The following is a 17,219-nucleotide window of genomic DNA, read 5'->3' as shown; positions in this document are numbered from 1 at the left end:
CTGTTTTTATTCGCTTTTTGATACCGCTATTGTTTGCTAGCACAATGGTTTGGTAACCCTATGGAGTCAGTGCATGGTCAGCCCGTTACAGCCCGATTGCCCGAGTAAGGCCGCAGAACGCCGTTTTTGGGGGAACCTGCACGGAGCCAGCCAGGCGCTTGCCATTGCCAATGCGGCCAGCCAGCAGAAAGGCCTGACCTTAGTTGTTACCAAAGATCCGAACACGGCGTTGCGCTTAGAAGAAGAAATCCGCTTCTTTGCCAGCCAACTTCCGGTACTGCACTTCCCGGATTGGGAAATCCTGCCTTACGACGTGTTTTCTCCGCATCAGGATATTGTCTCCCAGCGGATTGCTACGCTGAGCCAGCTCAGCGACTTAAAACAAGGCGTGTTAATTCTGCCGATCAGCACACTGTTGCATCGCCTGCCACCTGCGCACTTCTATCAGGGCCAGAGTTTTGCGCTGGATGTCGGGGCGAATTTTGATGTCGCTGCCACCCGGCTAAAACTCGAAGCAGCAGGCTATCACTGCGTCGATACCGTGTATGAGCACGGTGAGTTTGCCGTGCGTGGTGCCATTATGGACATCTTCCCGATGGGTCAGGAGATGCCGTTTCGTATTGAGTTATTCGACGATGAAATCGAAACCTTGCGCACCTTCGAGCCGGATAGCCAACGCACCGTCGATAAAGTCGATTCGATCCGTATTTTGCCCGCCCGGGAATTCCCGCTAAATACCAGCGCAATTCGTACTTTTAAAGGTCGCTGGTACGACTTTTTTGAACAAGACGGCAAACAGTGCCCATTGTATACCGACATTGCCGGTGGCATTGCTCCGGCCGGTATCGAATATTACTTACCGCTGTTTTTTGAAGATGATTTAGGCGATTTTTTCGATCATCTACCGAAAAATACCCTGGTCATTCACGATAGCGAATTAGAGACCTCCGTTGATCATTTCCGCAACGATGTGGAAGAGCGTTACGAAAGTCGCCGCTACGATATTCAGCGTCCAATTCTGGCTCCAAGCCATTTATTCCTGGCCGCCGATCAGCTCTTCAGCCGCTTAAATCAGTATCCCCGTGCTCAATGGCACGACAATGAACTGCCCAGCCGTGCCGGAGCAACTGCTTATGCCACGGAAGCGATGGTCGATATCAGTGTTGATTCCCGTCTGGAGCAACCCTCACAGCGCTTACAAACCTGGCTGCAGGATCAAGGCCAACAGCAGCGGGTTTTATTTTGTGCCGAATCCGCAGGCCGTCGTGAAGCTTTAAAAGATTTATTACGCCGTATTGATATTCGCCCGCAAGAAGTGGAGAGCTGGGGTGAGTTTCTGACATTATCAAGCAGCGACAATATTCCTGGCATTATTATCGGCCCGCTTGAGCGCAGTGTTCAGCTGACCAGCGATCAACTGGTGATCATCACCGAAAATGAATTATTCGGTCAGCGGATTCAGCAACGCCGCCGTCGTAGTAAAAAGACGACGGATGCGGATTTAATGATCCGCGATTTATCCGAATTACAACCGGGCTCTCCGGTGGTGCATCTGGATCATGGGGTTGGCCGTTATTTAGGGCTAGAGACGCTGGACGCAGGCGGTCAGGTCAACGAGTTTTTAATGTTGGAATACGCCACCGGATCTAAATTATACGTTCCGGTGTCATCGCTGCATTTAATTTCTCGTTATGGCGGCGGTGATGAAAGCACGGCACCATTAAATAAATTAGGCAGCGAAAAATGGGCAGCGGCGAAGCGTAAAGCGGCGGAAAAAATTCGTGATACCGCAGCGGAACTGCTGGATATTTATGCTCGCCGTGAAGCGAAAAAAGGCTTTGCATTTGATAAACCCGATGACGACTACGCGCGCTTCTCTGCTGGCTTCCCATTTGAGGAAACTCCTGATCAACAAGCCGCTATTGAAGCCGTGATTGGCGACATGACCGCCAAGCGACCCATGGATCGCTTGGTTTGTGGTGATGTGGGCTTTGGTAAAACCGAAGTGGCCATGCGCGCGGCGTTTATGGCAGTACAAAGTGGTAAACAAGTAGCGGTATTAGTGCCGACCACCTTGCTGGCGCAACAGCATTATCAAAACTTTGCTGACCGCTTTGCCGAATGGCCAGTAAAAGTAGATGTGTTATCACGCTTTAAATCGGCGAAAGAAACTCAGGCCTCGCTGGATAAAATGTTAGAAGGCCAAACTGACATCGTGGTCGGCACCCATAAATTGCTGCAAAAAGATGTGAAGTTTGACCAGCTGGGATTATTAATTATCGACGAAGAACACCGTTTTGGTGTGACACAAAAAGAGCGCATTAAATCACTGCGTTCCAACGTCGATATTCTTACCCTCACCGCCACCCCGATTCCGCGTACGCTGAATATGGCCATGGCCAGCATTCGTGATTTATCCATTATTGCCACGCCACCAGCTAAGCGTTTAAGTGTTAAAACCTTTATTCGCCAACACGACGATGCCACCATTAAAGAAGCCATTCTGCGGGAAATTTTACGTGGTGGTCAGGTGTATTACCTGCACAACGAAGTAAAAAGCATTGAGAAGGTGGCGCGCGAACTGGGTGAAAAAATTCCCGAAGCACGTATTGCCTTTGCTCATGGCCAGATGACCGAGCGCGAATTAGAAGGCGTGATGAGCGACTTCTACCATAAACGCGCCAACGTACTGGTGTGTACCACCATCGTCGAAACCGGTATTGATATTCCATCCGCCAACACCATGATTATCGAGCGTGCCGATAAATTTGGTTTAGCTCAGTTGCACCAATTACGTGGCCGTGTGGGTCGTTCCCATCACCAGGCTTATGCCTACTTATTAACGCCGCCACCAAAAACCATGACCAAAGATGCCGAGAAACGCCTGGAGGCGATTTCTTCTGCTCAGGATCTGGGCGCAGGCTTTATGCTGGCCACCCACGACCTTGAGATCCGTGGTGCCGGTGAATTATTGGGTGACGAACAAAGCGGCCAGATCGAAACCATTGGTTTTACCTTGTATATGGAAATGCTGGAACAAGCGGTTAATGCCATTAAATCCGGCAAACAACCGGGTGATGATCTGGTGCTGAACCAAGGCACTGAAGTTAACCTACACGTTCCGGCCTTAATTCCGGCCGATTATTTGCTCGATGTAAATGGCCGTTTAACCTTGTATAAACGAATTGCCAGCGCGCGTGACGAAGCTGAATTAAAAGACTTACAAATCGAAATGATTGACCGCTTTGGGTTACTACCCGACGCGGTGAAAAATTTATTCCGCCAAACCGGATTAAAATTAAAGTTAACCCCGCTCGGCATTGCCAAACTGGATGCCGCCGAAGAATCCGGCCGTATTGAGTTTGCCGCCGAAACACAGATCGACCCATTCACACTGGTCAAACTGGTACAAACCCAACCCGCCAGTTACAAGCTCGAAGGTGGGCACACCTTGCGCTTTTTCTTTAATATGCGAACCATCGACCAACGCTTTAATATCATCGATCAGGTGGTGACCGAGCTACAAAAGGACCCTAATTCGTGAGTATTTTTTCTGTATTGAATCGTTTGTGCACACACTCACACCGCGCTTTATTGACCGCTGTTTGTGGCTTATTTTTTGGTTTAGTGTGTAGCCTGGCTGTTGCTATGCCAGTTCAGGCCAGCAGCTTAAAGGCCGCTCCCTGGTACCGTGTCGAAGTGATGCTGGTCGCTTATCAGAATGAAGAAACCATTGACAACGAACTCTGGCCGGATGCTATCAATACTCAGCCACCCAGCGCCGAGGTCTATCAGCAATACGCTGACGCAGAAGATCACTACAACTGGTGGACAAACAGCACCAGCACAAAAGAAACCAAAGCACTGGCTGAGTTTGACTTCTCACAGGTACCAACCGCCAGCTTGCCCACCGCACTCACTCCGTTGGAACATAAACTGTTTGCTGATAAAGCAGAAAAAATTAACCGCCGCCGCGATATGCAGGTGATCTGGCATCAAGCCTGGGTAGAGCCGATTCAGGATGAAAAGCATGCTATTCAGCACCCTATTGATGTTGAACTGAGCGGCCCGTTTACCATACAGCTGCGCGGCACATTACAACTTTACGTCAGCCGTTATCTGCACATTAACAGCGACTTAACCGTACAGCATTATCAGTTGGAAGAGTCGCCGGAACTGGCCGCCCTGAACTTGCCCTCGTCGCAGTCAGCACAGACGGATTATCGCGAAGAGCTGTATTCACAGGAGTCACTGTCTTTAACTGAGCAGAAAATTATCCCGATTCGTTCTGCTCATATTCAACAAAGCCGACGTATGCGCAGTAATGAGCTGCACTATATTGATCACCCAATGCTGGGCATGGTGGTTAAAGTGATACCGATTGAAACCGAAGCGGATATTGCTCCGCTTGAGGATAACCAATAAGCAGCCCCAAGGGTCCGTTAGCAGCCATAAGTGGCAATTATCGACCTATCTTTCACTTCAGTCCGGGTCTATTGTTCATGTGATCTGTGAACACGCTCAAATGCTCTGAGTGTGTTCACAGACTCTCATAATAACAATAAAACAACTGAGGTAATCTATATGTCTGACCCGACGACAGAAGCTGACGGCAGCTGGTTCGAGCGTAAAAAATATTATTACCTGGCCACAATTATTGGGCCGTGTTTGCCATTAGCAACAGCCTGGTATGTTTATCAAACCAGCCATGGTTTTATATTCTGGGGAATGCTGGCTATTTTCTATTTTGGCATTGCTCTGCTGGATCTGCTGACAGGCAAAGATACGATTAACCCCAATAGCGAGCAACAACAGCAGTTACAAAACAATGGGTTTTATAACGCTCTGTTGCTTGCCGTTATTCCATTATATTGGCTGGCGTTTGCTGCCGTTACTTATGTCGCTATTTCTTTGCCCTGGTATCACCAGCTGGGCGCTCTGATTGGTTTGGGTGCTATGTTTGCCGGCGTCTTTTGTGTGAGCCATGAACTGGGGCATCGCACTACTCCTTTACTGCGCTGGGGCGCAAAAGCCTCCATCGCGATGTTCGGTTATTGTCATTTCCATATAGAACATAACCGTGGTCACCATGTCCATGTATCCACACCAGAAGACCCAGCGTCATCCCGCATGGGAGAAAATATTTACCAGTTTGCCCGACGTGAACTTCCCGGAACCTTTAAACGGGCAATGCAACTTGAGACGCTTCGCTTGCAACGTTTGGGACTTAACTTCTGGAGTTGGAAAAACGATATTCTACAAACTGCAATGATTACTCTGGTCATACACGGGGTAATGATCGCCAGTTTTGGTTGGTCCACACTACCCTTTTTAATTGCCGCCTGTGCAATGGGGTATTTTCAATTAACGATGGCAAATTATCTGGAACACTACGGCTTATTAAGACAAAAGAAAGAAAATGGCCGCTATGAAAAATGTCAGCCTCAGCACTCATGGAACTGCAATAATAAATTCAGTAATTATCTGACACTACAATTACAGCGGCATTCAGATCATCATGCTAATGCAACGCGAGAATATCAGATTTTACGAGATCATCAGCAAGTGCCTTTGTTACCAGCTGGTTATCCATTGATGATGTTTATTTCTATAATTCCGCCACTATGGCGACGGGTAATGGATAAACGGCTATTGGCTTTTGTTAAGCATGACGGCAAGCGAATTAATTTTGATCCACAAAAAAAGCAGCAATTAATGCTGCACTACCAGCTACATTAAACAGGGCTTAAGCGATCTTCTGATACCGGGTTATCACTTCCATTACGCGCTTAAAGGCGCGGCTGAACGCCGCTTCTGAGCTGTAACCCAGCTCTTGCGCTAGAGTGATCAGCGGTATCTGTTTATGCTGCTGGATAACAATAATATCGGCCAGATTGCTGATAATTGTTTCACCACCCGGCCGACAGCCAAACCGGCTCACGATCACTCAATACCAGCCAGAATCCTCTCCGGGTGATAATATGAAACATCATCTGCCCCGGTAATACCGACATCATCAATGACCATTCGCCTGCCAGCTCACCAGCTAAATGAGGACGAGAGCTTAGTAAAAATGCTGAAATCTTTACGAGACCAGTGTTTTGTTAAGGGTGTAAATAAACGATCTAGTTTCAATAACTTGATCCGATATTTTCAAGAATCACAACATTGATGATATTGTATCGTTCATACAATCTATGACGAGACACAGGAGTATCAATAATGGATATAACGTCTATATCAACAGCTCTTGGAAGTATAAAAACGGCAACTGATCTTGCTAAATTAATTAAAAATAGCGAGTTATCACTACAAGATGCTGAGCTTAAACTCAAGCTAGCCGAGCTAATCAGCTCCCTTGCAGATGCAAAGATTGAGATAGCTAATATACAAACTGAAATATTAGAAAAGCAAAACCAGATTTCAGATCTTGAAAGTCGTTTGAATACCGAATCAAAAATGATTTGGGATTCCCCATACTACTGGCTAGGAGAAAAAACTGATCAGAATGGTCCTTTTTGCCAAAAGTGTTTTGATGACAATAAAAAGCTAATACGATTACAAGGAAATGGAGAAGGCTACTGGAGCTGTAAAGTTTGCAAATCAAACTATACAGATTCTACATATGTTTCACCCTCTTCAGTAGCATTTTCATCTACGGATGATTGGCGTGGTGCCTACTAAAGTAAAAAAGCCGATCATCAGGATCGGCTTTTTAAATTTTACGAAGCAATAGCTCCTCTTATTATCAAATTTTTACTTCAAACCAAAAATACCCACGGCTTCGCGCACCTGCTCCATCAGAGGGGCGCTTAGCTTGCGAGCTTTTTCAGCGCCTTTTTGCAGTTCCGCTTCGATATCCTGCGGACGAGTCAGCAGCTCATTATAGGTTTCGCGTGCTTCACCAATTTCAGCATTAATTAAAGCAAGCAGCTTTTTCTTCGCGTCACCCCAGCCAATGCCGTTGGCAAAATCTTCACGCATCTCAGCAACCTGCTCTTCGTTAGCGAAGGCTTGCCAGATCTGGAATACCGTGGAGGTATCCGGATCTTTTGCTTCACCCGGCTCCAGCAGGTTGGTCTTGATTTTGTTGATGTGTTTCTGCAGTTGTTTTTCAGTCAGGAACAGAGGAATGGTATTGCCATAGCTCTTACTCATTTTACGGCCATCGAGACCTTGCAGAATGGCAACATCGTCATCCACAACATATTGCGGCAGGGTTAACAGCGGGTTCTTTTTGCTGGAATAAATATGGTTAAAACGCTGCGCCATATCACGTGCCATTTCCACGTGTTGAATCTGATCTTTACCCACTGGCACTTTGTGAGCACCAAACATCAGAATATCGGCCGCCATTAATACCGGGTAGCTGAACAGACCCATGGTAATGGCTTTATCAGCATCCTCGTTTTCAGCCAGGTTTGCATCAACCGCGCCTTTGTAGGCGTGAGCACGGTTCATCAGGCCTTTGGCACAAATGCAGTTCAGCATCCAGGTCAGTTCCGGGATCTCACGAATATCCGACTGGCGGTAGAACATGGTGTTGTCGGTATCTAAGCCCAGTGCCAGCCAGGTCGCAGCAATTTCCGTGGTTGATTGGTGTACCAGCTTTGGATCCTGACACTTAATCAGGGCATGGTAATCGGCCAGGAAAAAGAAAGACTCAACATCCTCACTCTGACTGGCACGAATCGCGGGGCGAATCGCACCCACATAGTTGCCCAGATGCGGTGTGCCAGTGGTGGTAATGCCGGTAAGAACGCGCTGCTTGCTCATGGAAACGGACTCGATAAAAACATGGTCAAAGATAAAGCGCGGTATGATACCTGTTTCAACAAGCGGCATACAGACCTAGACGTGATCGTTTCCCAGTAAACACTTAAGCATTTTTTTGTATATACAATTTAAGTAAGCTAACATAACTTACAGATGACTAAGATCATCCCAAAGGGAATTGAGATGAAGGTTGAGTTTGATGGGGTCAAAAACCAGAGGAATATAACCTCGCGAGGCATTGATTTCAGAGAGGCGCTGCTCTTTGACTTTAATAATGCATTAATCAAACAGGACTTGCGGCATGATTATGGAGAAGTTCGTTACATAGCACTGGGCTTTATCAAATCCCGCTTACACGTTTTGGTATTTACAGAAATAGATCACGGCATTCGTGTTATCAGCCTACGCAAAGCCAATAACAGAGAGGTAAAATATTATGAAAAAGCCACTCATTGATGCAAATGGAGAAGTTCGAGAATTAGAAGCGGAAGACTTACACATGTTTAAGCCCGCGCATGAGGTGCTTCCTCAATCACTGAAAAAGTCTTTAGGCGTTCGGGGTAAACAAAAATCGCCCGTAAAAAAACAAATCAGTATTCGCTTATCAGAAGATGTCTTAACAGCCTTTAAAGAAGCAGGCCCAGGTTGGCAAACCCGCATTGATAATGCATTAAAAGACTGGCTGGCAGAGCATCATACGAGCTAGTAACCAATGGCTACTGGCTCATTATCAATCAAATGCACTCAGATTTAAACAAACGCCGATGCGTCACCAACACCTTGGCGCAGCAACTCAGGTACTTCATCCGTCATATCAATGACGGTGGTGGCTTCAAAGCCGCAATAACCGCCATCAATCACCAAGTCCAGTTCATGTTCCAACTGCTGGCGAATATCGTATGGGTCAGACATTGGCATATCATCACCCGGCATAATCAAAGACGTAGTCATCAGAGGCTCGTTCATTTCTGCCGCTAAATCCATCGCAATCTGATTATCTGGCACCCGGATGCCAATGGTGCGTTTTTTCGGATGCATCAACAGGCGTGGCACCTGACGAGTTGCTTCGAGAATAAAAGTATAAGCTCCCGGCGTATGGGATTTTAATAATCGGTATTGCGTGTTATCGACTTTGGCAAAATCCGATAACTCGGATAAATCCCGGCAAATCAGCGTGAAGTTATGATGTTTATCCAGCTGGCGTAAGCGCCGTACCTTTTCGGTCGCGTTTTTATCACCAATCCGGCAGGCCAGTGCGTAGGCACAATCGGTCGGGATGACAGCGATACCCCCACTGCGCAGAATTTCAGCCGCTTGTTTAATCAGGCGTGGTTGTGGGTTTTCCGGGTGAATCTGGAAAAACTGACTCATTAATTACTCCAATACGTTATGCCCAGTGCTTATTTGCCTGCATAACGAAAAAATTTAATTCCAATCGGACCACACAGGTTCGATGTCTTGTGGAAATTGAGGCATGACCCCTAAATCCAGGCCAAATTTATTGGGCCCATGAAAATCACTGCCACAGGAGCCTTTTAAGCCATAATCTTTGGCAATGCTGCACATCTGCCCTTGCTGATCACGATCCATCAGCCCATAAGCCACTTCAATGGCACCGCCACCAGCATCAACAAAGTCATCCATGCAGGCACGCAGCTTGGTTCGGGTCATCTTGTACATATGTGCGTGTGCCATCACCGCCGTACCGCCTGCGGCCACAATCCACTTCACCGCCTGTTCGGTTTCCGGCCAGCTCGCTTTCACATCCCCGGCCTTTCCTGCTCCCAGATACTTTTTAAAGGCAGTGGCCATATCCGGTACTAAGCCTTCATTAATTAAATGCTGAGCAAAGTGTGGACGGCCAACCAACTCACTGCCTTCTGCTCCACCGGCCAAAGCCTGAACATCTTCGAGAAGGATTTCGTGTTTCAGTTTTTTCGATAGCTTGTCGGCAATAATCACAGAGCGTTGCTTACGGGCTTCGAGCTGATCACGTTCAGCTTCTCGCATGGCCTCACTATCAGGATCAAAATTCAGACCAACAATATGAACATTGATGCCTCCCCACACCGTCGACAACTCAATCCCGGGAATCAGACGCAACCCTTGTTGTTGTGCCACCGGCAAAGCCTGACGATAACCATCCACGGTATCATGGTCAGTAATGGCTAACGTTCTGACACCCCGCTCACAGGCACGCAGCACCAGATCGGCCGGATCAAGCTTGCCGTCGGAAGCGGTGGTATGGCAATGCAGGTCAAATTCTGAGGTCACGTGGACACCCCTGTTTGCTGAGCCCATATTTGATTAGGCTCATGTTTGTGACTGAGCGTATTGGCTTAAGAAAGCGGCTTACGACATAATGCTTCTCATTGTAAATCCAGCCAGTCATTTAAGCGACCGTGAAATTCAGGAGCAGTAGTCACATGTGGTATGCCATCATCAGTCAGGATATTGAAAACAGTTTAGAAAAGCGCATGAGCGCACGCCCCGCTCATCTTGAGCGCCTGACCGCATTAAAAGATGCCGGCCGTTTACTGATTGCCGGGCCACATCCGGCGATTGACAGCAATGACCCAGGCGAAGCCGGTTTTAGTGGTAGTTTGGTGGTTGCCGAGTTCGATTCACTGGAAAGCGCACAGAGCTGGGCTGACGCAGACCCATATGTAGCCGCTGGCGTTTATCAGCAAGTAATTGTTAAGCCGTTCAAAAAAGTACTGCCGTAATTCCGTTACACTCCAATAATAAGTCAAAGCAAGGAAATCATTGTGAACAAATTTTTGTTAACCGCTACCACACTGCTGTTTGCCTTAACAACATTCTCTGCAAACACCTATGCCGCGGTTGAAAAACGCTATGTCGCCGACAGCCTGTGGTTACAGTTACGCAGCGGCCCAAGCTCTGAGTTTCGTATTCTCAAAGCGCTAAAAAGTGGTGAGCATCTGATTTTTATCGAAGAAGATGCTGAAAAAGGCTACACCCGGGTTAAGACTGATAAGGGCCTGGAAGGCTGGGTATTAACCCGCTTTCTGGTTAATGAGCCCATCGCCAAAGAAAAGCTGATTCTGGCCAACCGCGAAATGGAAAAACTGAAGGCGGAGCTGGAAACCACCAAAACCCAAAAAGCAGAGTTGGAAGCTCAGGTAGAAGGGCTTAAAGGCGACCGTTCAGGTTTAAGCCGCAGCCAGGATAAACTGGAAAAAGAACTGGATCGCATTAAAACCATTTCTTCTAATGCATTGGCGCTGGATGAAAAAAGCAAAAAGCTGACAAAGCGTAATCAGGAGCTGGAGATTCAGGTCGAAGCACTCACCGCAGAGAACGCTCAGCTGCGCGATGATCGCCAGCAAACGTATCTGATTTATGGTGGCGGCCTGGTGATTGGTGGTATCGTTCTTGGATTGTTACTGCCTTCGATCCGCGGCGGCAAGCGCAATGGCGGAGGCTGGGCCTAACACAGCAGTTGGGCTTAGCATTTAAGCCTGTTCAAAAAAGCAGCTTCGGCTGCTTTTTTTGTGCCTCATGAGCACATATTAGAACCTTCCAAATAAGAACCTGTCTCAATTGGTCATATTTCACTCATTTTGGTAAAATTCGCGCCCGCTCAGGAAAGCATACCAAACTGGTATAGATTCTTGGCAGAGATGCAAAACCCGAGTAAAATGCTCAGGATTAAATAAGCCAATGCAGGATGCTCTGGCAGTAACGTTTGCAACACCGTGCAACGACAGATCACCTGTCACTGGGAGAACCACAGCTATGAGCAGCAGTGCAGAAACAACCACGCTTGAACCCGTTGAAGCGGCATCAGCTACCGTTGAGTTAACCGGTAAAGATGCCGAGATCGGTAACCGTATTGACCGCGAATACGAAGCGGGTTTTGTTACGGATGTCGAATCGGAGACCATTGCTCCGGGCCTGAATGAAGACGTTGTACGCTGGATTTCCGCCAAAAAAGGCGAACCTGAGTGGCTGACCGAGTGGCGTTTAAAAGCCTTCCGTGCCTGGCAGGAAATGGAAGAGCCGGATTGGGCCCACGTTAATTACGAGAAGCCCAATTTCCAGGCGCTGTCTTATTACTCTGCGCCAAAGAGCATGGAAGATAAGCCCAAGTCGCTGGACGAAGTTGATCCAGAGCTGCTGAGAACGTACGAGAAACTGGGCATCCCACTGCACGAACAAATGGCGCTGGCCGGTGTTGCCGTTGATGCGGTATTCGACTCCGTCTCTGTTGCCACCACCTTCCGTGAAACCCTGGCTGAAGCAGGCGTGATCTTTATGCCACTGTCGGAAGCCGTGCACGAGCATCCGGAACTGGTGAAGAAGTACCTGGGCACTGTTGTACCACAGCGTGATAACTTCTACTCCGCGCTGAACTCCGCCGTGTTCTCCGATGGTTCGTTTGTCTACATCCCAAAAGGCGTGCGTTGCCCAATGGAACTGTCGACTTACTTCCGTATTAACGAAGCCAAAACCGGTCAGTTTGAGCGTACACTAATTGTTGCCGACGAAGGTTCCCACGTTTCTTATCTGGAAGGCTGTACCGCACCCATGCGTGACGAAAACCAGTTACACGCTGCCGTGGTTGAACTGGTGGCACTGGACGACGCCGAGATTAAATACTCCACCGTACAGAACTGGTATCCGGGTGATGCCGAAGGTAAAGGTGGTATCTACAACTTTGTAACCAAGCGTGCGGTCGCTCATACCAACGCTAAGGTTTCCTGGACTCAGGTCGAAACCGGTTCTGCGGTAACCTGGAAATACCCAAGCTGTATTTTAAAAGGCGACAACGCTGTTGGTGAGTTTTACTCAGTTGCGTTAACGAACAACTATCAGCAAGCCGATACCGGCACCAAGATGATCCATCTGGGCAAAAACACCAGCTCAACAATCATCTCCAAAGGTATCTCGGCAGGCAAAAGCCAGAACGCGTATCGTGGCTTGGTTCGTATGGGCCCGAATGCCGATGGCGCACGTAACTTCACCCAGTGTGATTCGCTGTTAATTGGTGACAAATGTGGCGCTCACACCTTCCCGTATATCGAAAGCAAACACCCGTCGGCGGTGGTTGAGCACGAAGCAACCACATCAACCGTGAGTGACGATCAGCTATTCCTGTGTCAGCAGCGTGGTATTGATACCGAGAAAGCCGTTTCTATGATTGTGAATGGTTTCTGTAAAGAGGTATTTAAAGAGCTGCCGATGGAATTTGCCGTAGAAGCCGGCAAATTACTGGAAGTGTCGCTGGAAGGCTCTGTGGGCTGATTTATTAGAAAACGCCATCGCTGAGTAATGGCGTTGTTTTTTGAGACCTTTGATTTCAGGGATGAAATCAGAGAGCGTACAGGGATGTATTTACAGCGTGTCTCAAGGAACAATGCCATTGCTTAGCGATTTAGCAAAAAATTCTACGTTTTAAAAAGAAACAACACGGAGCTTGGCTGTTATCTTCTGCGGAACGCCATCAATAGGCTCGTTCGCGGCATCCATGCCGCCAAGGCCCGCCGAAGACAACAACCAAGCTCCTGCTAATAAGCCGAAAAAACGCTTATAGAAACGAATTAAAAATTTTGGAAAACGCCATGATTAGCATCAAAAACCTGCAAGCCAAAGTTGAAGAAAAAGACATCCTTAAAGGTCTGAACCTGGACATTAAACCCGGTGAAGTTCATGCCATCATGGGCCCGAACGGTGCGGGTAAAAGTACCCTGGGTAATGTATTAGCAGGCCGTGAAGGTTATGAAGTAACCGGCGGCAGTGCAGAGTTAAACGGCACCGATATTCTGGATATGGATCCGGAAGAACGTGCACGTGAAGGTTTATTCCTGGCGTTCCAATACCCGGTCGAAATTCCGGGTGTTTCCAACTTAGAATTTTTAAAAGCGTCGGTTGATGCCGTGCGCGAACACCAGGGCAAAGAGCCATTAGACAGCGTTCAGTTTTTAAAACTGGCACGTGAAAAATGCAAAGCCGTCAACCTGGACCAAAGCTTCCTGAAGCGTGGCGTGAGCGAAGGTTTCTCCGGTGGTGAGAAAAAGCGTAACGAATTAATGCAGATGATGCTGTTAGAGCCGCAACTGTGCATTCTGGATGAAACAGACTCTGGCTTAGATATTGATGCCCTGCAAGTGGTTGCCGAAGGCGTTAACTCCATGCGCGATGAAAACCGTAGCTTTATTGTTGTGACTCACTATCAGCGCCTGCTGGACTACATTGTGCCGGACTACGTTCACGTTCTGGCCGGCGGTAAAATCGTGAAGTCTGGCGGTAAAGAATTAGCGCTGGAGCTGGAAGAAAAAGGCTACGGCTGGTTAGAAGAAGCTGGCCAATAAGGAGCAGAAAATGTCTGAACAATTTCAAGCTCACCAGCTCGCACTGACCGACACCATTAACCAAAACGGCAGCGCCTTTGCAGAATTAAATGCAGCCGGTCGTGCTGCGTTTGAACAAGCAGTGATTCCAAACCGCAAACATGAAGCCTGGAAATACACCTCGCTGCGTCATTTAACCGAAGGCGTCTACGGCGGTGTTACCAGCTCTCATAGTGCTGCAGGTTTAGATGGCCTGGCGACAATCCCAGCCTTGGGCAGCCATCGCTTAGTGTTTGTAAATGGTCAACTGTCGAAAGAATTGTCCAGCAACGAAGCGCTGGAAAATCTGACCTTATTCAGCCAGGCCAACGACGAGCAAAAAACGTTAATTGCAGAAAAACTCGACCGCATTGTGGCTGGTCAGAATCGTCATTTATTTAACGAGCTGAATAACGCGCAATTAACCGACGGTGTGTTACTGCACATTGGTAAAAACGTTCAGCAAGAGCAAGCCATTCAGGTGAGCTGGTTAACCACCAAGCAAGCCGATAACTTCAGCGTGAATGCCCGCTTATTAGTTGTGGTTGAGCAAGGCGCAAATGCCACCTTAGTTGAGCATTATGCCTCATCCGATGCTGAGCAAAACAACTTCACCAACGCCGTGACGGAAGTGGCTATTGGCGCTAACGCTAAGCTGCAACACTATCGCCTGAATATGTCTCAGGAAGATGCTCTGCATATTGGCTCAACCCATGTTGATCTGGATCGCGATGCCCAATATCACTCATTCCATTTAGGTCTGGGCAGCAAGCTGACCCGTAACGATGTGGTGGTTAACCACAACGGTGGTGGCTCTCATGTGGAAATGAGCGGCGTCTATGTTCCTCAAAATAAACAACTGGTGGATTTCCACACCTGCATTGAACACAAGGTGCCACGTTGCACAACTAACGAAGTGTTCCGCGGCATTATGAACGACAACGCCAAAGCGGTATTTAATGGCCGTATTCATATTCACCCGGATGCGCAAAAAACACTGGCGGAAATGAGCAACAAAAACCTGCTGCTCACCAACGAAGCGGAAATTAATACCAAGCCTGAGCTGGAAATTTACGCCGACGACGTCCAGTGCGCCCACGGTGCCACCGTCGCTCAGTTGGAAGAAAAAGCGCTGTTTTATATGCAAAGCCGTGGTATTTCCAAGCGCGAAGCCGAAGTGATGCTGAGCTTTGGTTTTATTAACGAATTATTAGAAGCATTGCCGGACGAAGCCATTGGCAACTATTTACGTCCGATCCTGGCGCATCGTTTTGGTCGTGAGCAATCACTGACCCGCCATATTGCTTAATGCGCTCGTTTGATACGCGCAGTAGAAAAAGAGACAGGTAACAAGCATGACCGACCTGATTAACCAGATTCGCAACGATTTTCCGGCACTTCATCAGGAAGTAAACGGCAAACCACTGGTGTATCTCGACAATGGTGCCACCACTCACAAGCCACAAGCCGTGATTGATGCCATCAGCGATTATTACCGCACGGATAACTCCAATGTTCACCGTGGTGCACACACCTTAAGTGATCGTGCGACCCAGCGTTTTGAAGATGCGCGTAAAACCGTACAAACATTTTTAAATGCCGCCAAAGCGGAAGAAATTGTCTGGACTCGCGGCACCACGGAATCCATCAATATCGTTGCCAATACCTGGGCGCGCCAGAACCTCAAAGCAGGTGATCAGATTCTGGTTACGGCTATGGAGCATCACTCCAATATCGTGCCGTGGCAGATGTTGTGCGAGCAAACCGGTGCCGAGCTAATCCCGATTCCGGTATCGGCAGCGGGCGAACTGGATATGGCCGCATTCGCCGAATTACTGAACGAACGCGTTAAATTTGTGTCTGTTGTTCATGTATCTAATGCATTGGGCACCATTAACCCAGTGGCAGAAATTATCGAGCAGGCCCATGCCGTGGGTGCCAAGGTGCTGCTTGACGGCGCTCAGGCGGTGGCCCACTGGGACATCGACGTACAAGCACTAGACGCCGACTTTTATGCCTTCTCAGGTCATAAACTGTTTGGCCCAACTGGCATTGGTGTGCTATACGGCAAAGAAGCATTGCTAAACGCCATGCCGCCGTACCAGGGTGGCGGTGAAATGATCGAACACGTCAGTTTCGGCAAAACCACCTACAACAGCTTGCCATACAAGTTTGAAGCCGGTACGCCGAACATCGCCGGAGCCATTGGTTTGGCAGCGGCGATTGAATACCTCAATGGTTTAGATCGTGTGGCACTGGCGGCTCATGAAGATACCTTGTTAGTCCGTTCGGTAGAACTGGCCGAGCAATTAGGGGGTATTCAGGCCGTTGGTACGGCGGCAAACAAAGCCAGTGTGTTCAGCTTTCTACTGGAAGGCGCACACCCGGCGGATGTTGGCACCCTGCTCGATCAGCAAGGCATTGCGGTACGTACTGGCCATCACTGCGCGATGCCGATTATGGATCAGTTCTGTATTCCCGGCACGGTGCGTGCGTCGTACACCTTCTATAACACTTTAGAAGATGTCGAAACCCTGTTTAAAGGCTTGGAAAAAGCCAAAATGTTCTTATTGTAAGATCAAAGGAGGAGATACTGATGACGATTGAAACCTTCGATCCAGCCAGTGTTAGCGCAGAAGCGCCGCAAGTCAGCATGACTGATGCGGCCATCAAACATGTGCGCAAACAACTGGAGAAAAACACCGAGATGGCGGGCATCCGCCTGGGTGTGAAGAAGAGTGGCTGCTCGGGCTTTAAATACGATATTGAGTTTGTCGAAGCAGCCCAGGATGGCGATATTGCCATTCAGGCCGCCGATGATGTGACGTTATATGTCGCAGGCGATGCGGCTAACTTTGTGAAAGGTACTGAGATCGACTTCAGCAAAGAAGGCCTGAACTCTACTATCAAGTTCAACAACCCGAATGCCAAAGACCTGTGCGGCTGCGGTGAGTCTTTCTCGGTGTAGCGCATCGAAGGCTACTCATCTCTTTAGAGCACAGCATTCATAATGCTGAGGCCCCAAGTGATGGCCCCCAAGATACAAACAAAGGCCGTATCTCACTGAAGATACGGCCTTTTTTGTTGTGT

17 protein-coding genes are annotated in these 17,219 nt (G+C 48.3%); 13 read left to right on the top strand and 4 right to left on the bottom strand.

What is annotated here, in order from left to right:
* Positions 1 to 73: 73 nt before the first annotated feature.
* The 3 genes from mfd (at position 74) to ACO05E_RS13370 (ending at position 5,739) form a co-directional block, all read left to right on the top strand.
* The gene (gene mfd, locus ACO05E_RS13380) at positions 74 to 3,544 is read left to right on the top strand and encodes a transcription-repair coupling factor (protein ID WP_419813441.1); all 3,471 of its coding nucleotides are present in this window, start codon (positions 74 to 76) and stop codon (positions 3,542 to 3,544) included.
* Positions 3,541 to 4,425 carry a CsiV family protein gene (locus ACO05E_RS13375; RefSeq protein WP_419813440.1) on the top strand — a complete coding sequence of 295 codons (885 nt, stop codon included), beginning with the start codon at positions 3,541 to 3,543 and terminating at the stop codon, positions 4,423 to 4,425. The genes mfd and ACO05E_RS13375 overlap by 4 nt, the downstream gene beginning before the upstream one ends.
* Before the next feature lie 159 nt (positions 4,426 to 4,584).
* The gene (locus ACO05E_RS13370; protein ID WP_419813439.1) at positions 4,585 to 5,739 is read left to right on the top strand and encodes an alkane 1-monooxygenase; all 1,155 of its coding nucleotides are present in this window, start codon (positions 4,585 to 4,587) and stop codon (positions 5,737 to 5,739) included.
* A gap of 7 nt (positions 5,740 to 5,746) precedes the next feature.
* Here ACO05E_RS13370 and ACO05E_RS13365 read toward each other — a convergent pair whose 3' ends face one another.
* Positions 5,747 to 5,941, bottom strand: a complete 195-nt coding sequence (locus ACO05E_RS13365) for a hypothetical protein (protein ID WP_419813438.1) — start codon at positions 5,939 to 5,941, stop codon at positions 5,747 to 5,749.
* A gap of 281 nt (positions 5,942 to 6,222) precedes the next feature.
* Here ACO05E_RS13365 and ACO05E_RS13360 point away from each other — a divergent pair, with 281 nt between their 5' ends.
* Positions 6,223 to 6,684, top strand: a complete 462-nt coding sequence (locus ACO05E_RS13360; protein ID WP_419813437.1) for a hypothetical protein — start codon at positions 6,223 to 6,225, stop codon at positions 6,682 to 6,684.
* A gap of 72 nt (positions 6,685 to 6,756) precedes the next feature.
* Here ACO05E_RS13360 and trpS read toward each other — a convergent pair whose 3' ends face one another.
* Positions 6,757 to 7,776, bottom strand: a complete 1,020-nt coding sequence (gene trpS, locus ACO05E_RS13355; protein ID WP_419813436.1) for a tryptophan--tRNA ligase — start codon at positions 7,774 to 7,776, stop codon at positions 6,757 to 6,759.
* A 183-nt stretch (positions 7,777 to 7,959) separates the two neighbouring features.
* Between trpS and ACO05E_RS13350 the strand changes: the two genes are divergently transcribed.
* Together ACO05E_RS13350 and ACO05E_RS13345 are read left to right on the top strand one after the other, a co-directional pair.
* Entirely contained in the window at positions 7,960 to 8,232 is a 273-nt protein-coding gene (locus ACO05E_RS13350; RefSeq protein ID WP_419813435.1) for a BrnT family toxin, read from the top strand.
* Entirely contained in the window at positions 8,213 to 8,482 is a 270-nt protein-coding gene (locus ACO05E_RS13345) for a BrnA antitoxin family protein (RefSeq protein WP_419813434.1), read from the top strand. Before ACO05E_RS13350 ends, ACO05E_RS13345 begins: the two co-directional genes overlap by 20 nt.
* A gap of 44 nt (positions 8,483 to 8,526) precedes the next feature.
* Here the strand turns inward: ACO05E_RS13345 and ACO05E_RS13340 are convergent, their stop codons facing one another.
* Both ACO05E_RS13340 and ACO05E_RS13335 read right to left on the bottom strand, forming a co-directional pair.
* On the bottom strand, positions 8,527 to 9,147 hold the full coding sequence (locus tag ACO05E_RS13340) for an L-threonylcarbamoyladenylate synthase (protein WP_255857261.1): 621 nt from the start codon (positions 9,145 to 9,147) through the stop codon (positions 8,527 to 8,529).
* A 54-nt stretch (positions 9,148 to 9,201) separates the two neighbouring features.
* Positions 9,202 to 10,050, bottom strand: coding sequence for a PHP domain-containing protein (locus ACO05E_RS13335; protein WP_419813433.1), 849 nt, complete (start codon positions 10,048 to 10,050; stop codon positions 9,202 to 9,204).
* Positions 10,051 to 10,202: 152 nt separating this feature from the next.
* On the opposite strand from ACO05E_RS13335, the gene ACO05E_RS13330 reads away from it, so the two are divergent.
* The 7 genes from ACO05E_RS13330 to ACO05E_RS13300 all read left to right on the top strand — a co-directional run bounded on the left by ACO05E_RS13330 (position 10,203) and on the right by ACO05E_RS13300 (position 17,097).
* Positions 10,203 to 10,502: a YciI family protein gene (locus tag ACO05E_RS13330; protein ID WP_419813432.1), complete on the top strand. Its 300-nt coding sequence runs from the start codon at positions 10,203 to 10,205 to the stop codon at positions 10,500 to 10,502.
* Between the two features lie 42 nt (positions 10,503 to 10,544).
* Positions 10,545 to 11,231, top strand: coding sequence for a TIGR04211 family SH3 domain-containing protein (locus tag ACO05E_RS13325; protein ID WP_419813431.1), 687 nt, complete (start codon positions 10,545 to 10,547; stop codon positions 11,229 to 11,231).
* A 304-nt stretch (positions 11,232 to 11,535) separates the two neighbouring features.
* Positions 11,536 to 13,044, top strand: a complete 1,509-nt coding sequence (gene sufB / locus ACO05E_RS13320) for a Fe-S cluster assembly protein SufB (protein WP_419813430.1) — start codon at positions 11,536 to 11,538, stop codon at positions 13,042 to 13,044.
* A 317-nt stretch (positions 13,045 to 13,361) separates the two neighbouring features.
* Positions 13,362 to 14,111 carry a Fe-S cluster assembly ATPase SufC gene (gene sufC / locus ACO05E_RS13315; RefSeq protein WP_419813429.1) on the top strand — a complete coding sequence of 250 codons (750 nt, stop codon included), beginning with the start codon at positions 13,362 to 13,364 and terminating at the stop codon, positions 14,109 to 14,111.
* Between the two features lie 10 nt (positions 14,112 to 14,121).
* The gene (gene sufD, locus ACO05E_RS13310) at positions 14,122 to 15,438 is read left to right on the top strand and encodes a Fe-S cluster assembly protein SufD (RefSeq protein ID WP_419813428.1); all 1,317 of its coding nucleotides are present in this window, start codon (positions 14,122 to 14,124) and stop codon (positions 15,436 to 15,438) included.
* Positions 15,439 to 15,484: 46 nt separating this feature from the next.
* The gene (locus ACO05E_RS13305; protein ID WP_419813427.1) at positions 15,485 to 16,705 is read left to right on the top strand and encodes an aminotransferase class V-fold PLP-dependent enzyme; all 1,221 of its coding nucleotides are present in this window, start codon (positions 15,485 to 15,487) and stop codon (positions 16,703 to 16,705) included.
* 20 nt (positions 16,706 to 16,725) lie between these two features.
* Positions 16,726 to 17,097: a HesB/IscA family protein gene (locus ACO05E_RS13300; protein ID WP_419813426.1), complete on the top strand. Its 372-nt coding sequence runs from the start codon at positions 16,726 to 16,728 to the stop codon at positions 17,095 to 17,097.
* The last annotated feature ends 122 nt before the right edge of the window (positions 17,098 to 17,219 follow it).

It is taken from the genome of Bacterioplanoides sp., from assembly GCF_965226395.1.
In the GTDB taxonomy this organism is placed as follows: domain Bacteria; phylum Pseudomonadota; class Gammaproteobacteria; order Pseudomonadales; family Oceanobacteraceae; genus Bacterioplanoides.
This window is presented reverse-complemented; position numbering and strand designations above follow the sequence as displayed.

Coding starts and splice junctions, on each gene's coding strand:
- mfd (WP_419813441.1), top strand. CDS start 74: ATGGTCAGCCCGTTACAGCCCGATTGCCCGAGTAAGGCCGCAGAACGC.
- ACO05E_RS13370 (WP_419813439.1), top strand. CDS start 4,585: ATGTCTGACCCGACGACAGAAGCTGACGGCAGCTGGTTCGAGCGTAAA.
- ACO05E_RS13360 (WP_419813437.1), top strand. CDS start 6,223: ATGGATATAACGTCTATATCAACAGCTCTTGGAAGTATAAAAACGGCA.
- trpS (WP_419813436.1), bottom strand. CDS start 7,776: ATGAGCAAGCAGCGCGTTCTTACCGGCATTACCACCACTGGCACACCG.
- ACO05E_RS13350 (WP_419813435.1), top strand. CDS start 7,960: ATGAAGGTTGAGTTTGATGGGGTCAAAAACCAGAGGAATATAACCTCG.
- ACO05E_RS13345 (WP_419813434.1), top strand. CDS start 8,213: ATGAAAAAGCCACTCATTGATGCAAATGGAGAAGTTCGAGAATTAGAA.
- ACO05E_RS13340 (WP_255857261.1), bottom strand. CDS start 9,147: ATGAGTCAGTTTTTCCAGATTCACCCGGAAAACCCACAACCACGCCTG.
- ACO05E_RS13330 (WP_419813432.1), top strand. CDS start 10,203: ATGTGGTATGCCATCATCAGTCAGGATATTGAAAACAGTTTAGAAAAG.
- sufB (WP_419813430.1), top strand. CDS start 11,536: ATGAGCAGCAGTGCAGAAACAACCACGCTTGAACCCGTTGAAGCGGCA.
- sufC (WP_419813429.1), top strand. CDS start 13,362: ATGATTAGCATCAAAAACCTGCAAGCCAAAGTTGAAGAAAAAGACATC.
- sufD (WP_419813428.1), top strand. CDS start 14,122: ATGTCTGAACAATTTCAAGCTCACCAGCTCGCACTGACCGACACCATT.
- ACO05E_RS13305 (WP_419813427.1), top strand. CDS start 15,485: ATGACCGACCTGATTAACCAGATTCGCAACGATTTTCCGGCACTTCAT.
- ACO05E_RS13300 (WP_419813426.1), top strand. CDS start 16,726: ATGACGATTGAAACCTTCGATCCAGCCAGTGTTAGCGCAGAAGCGCCG.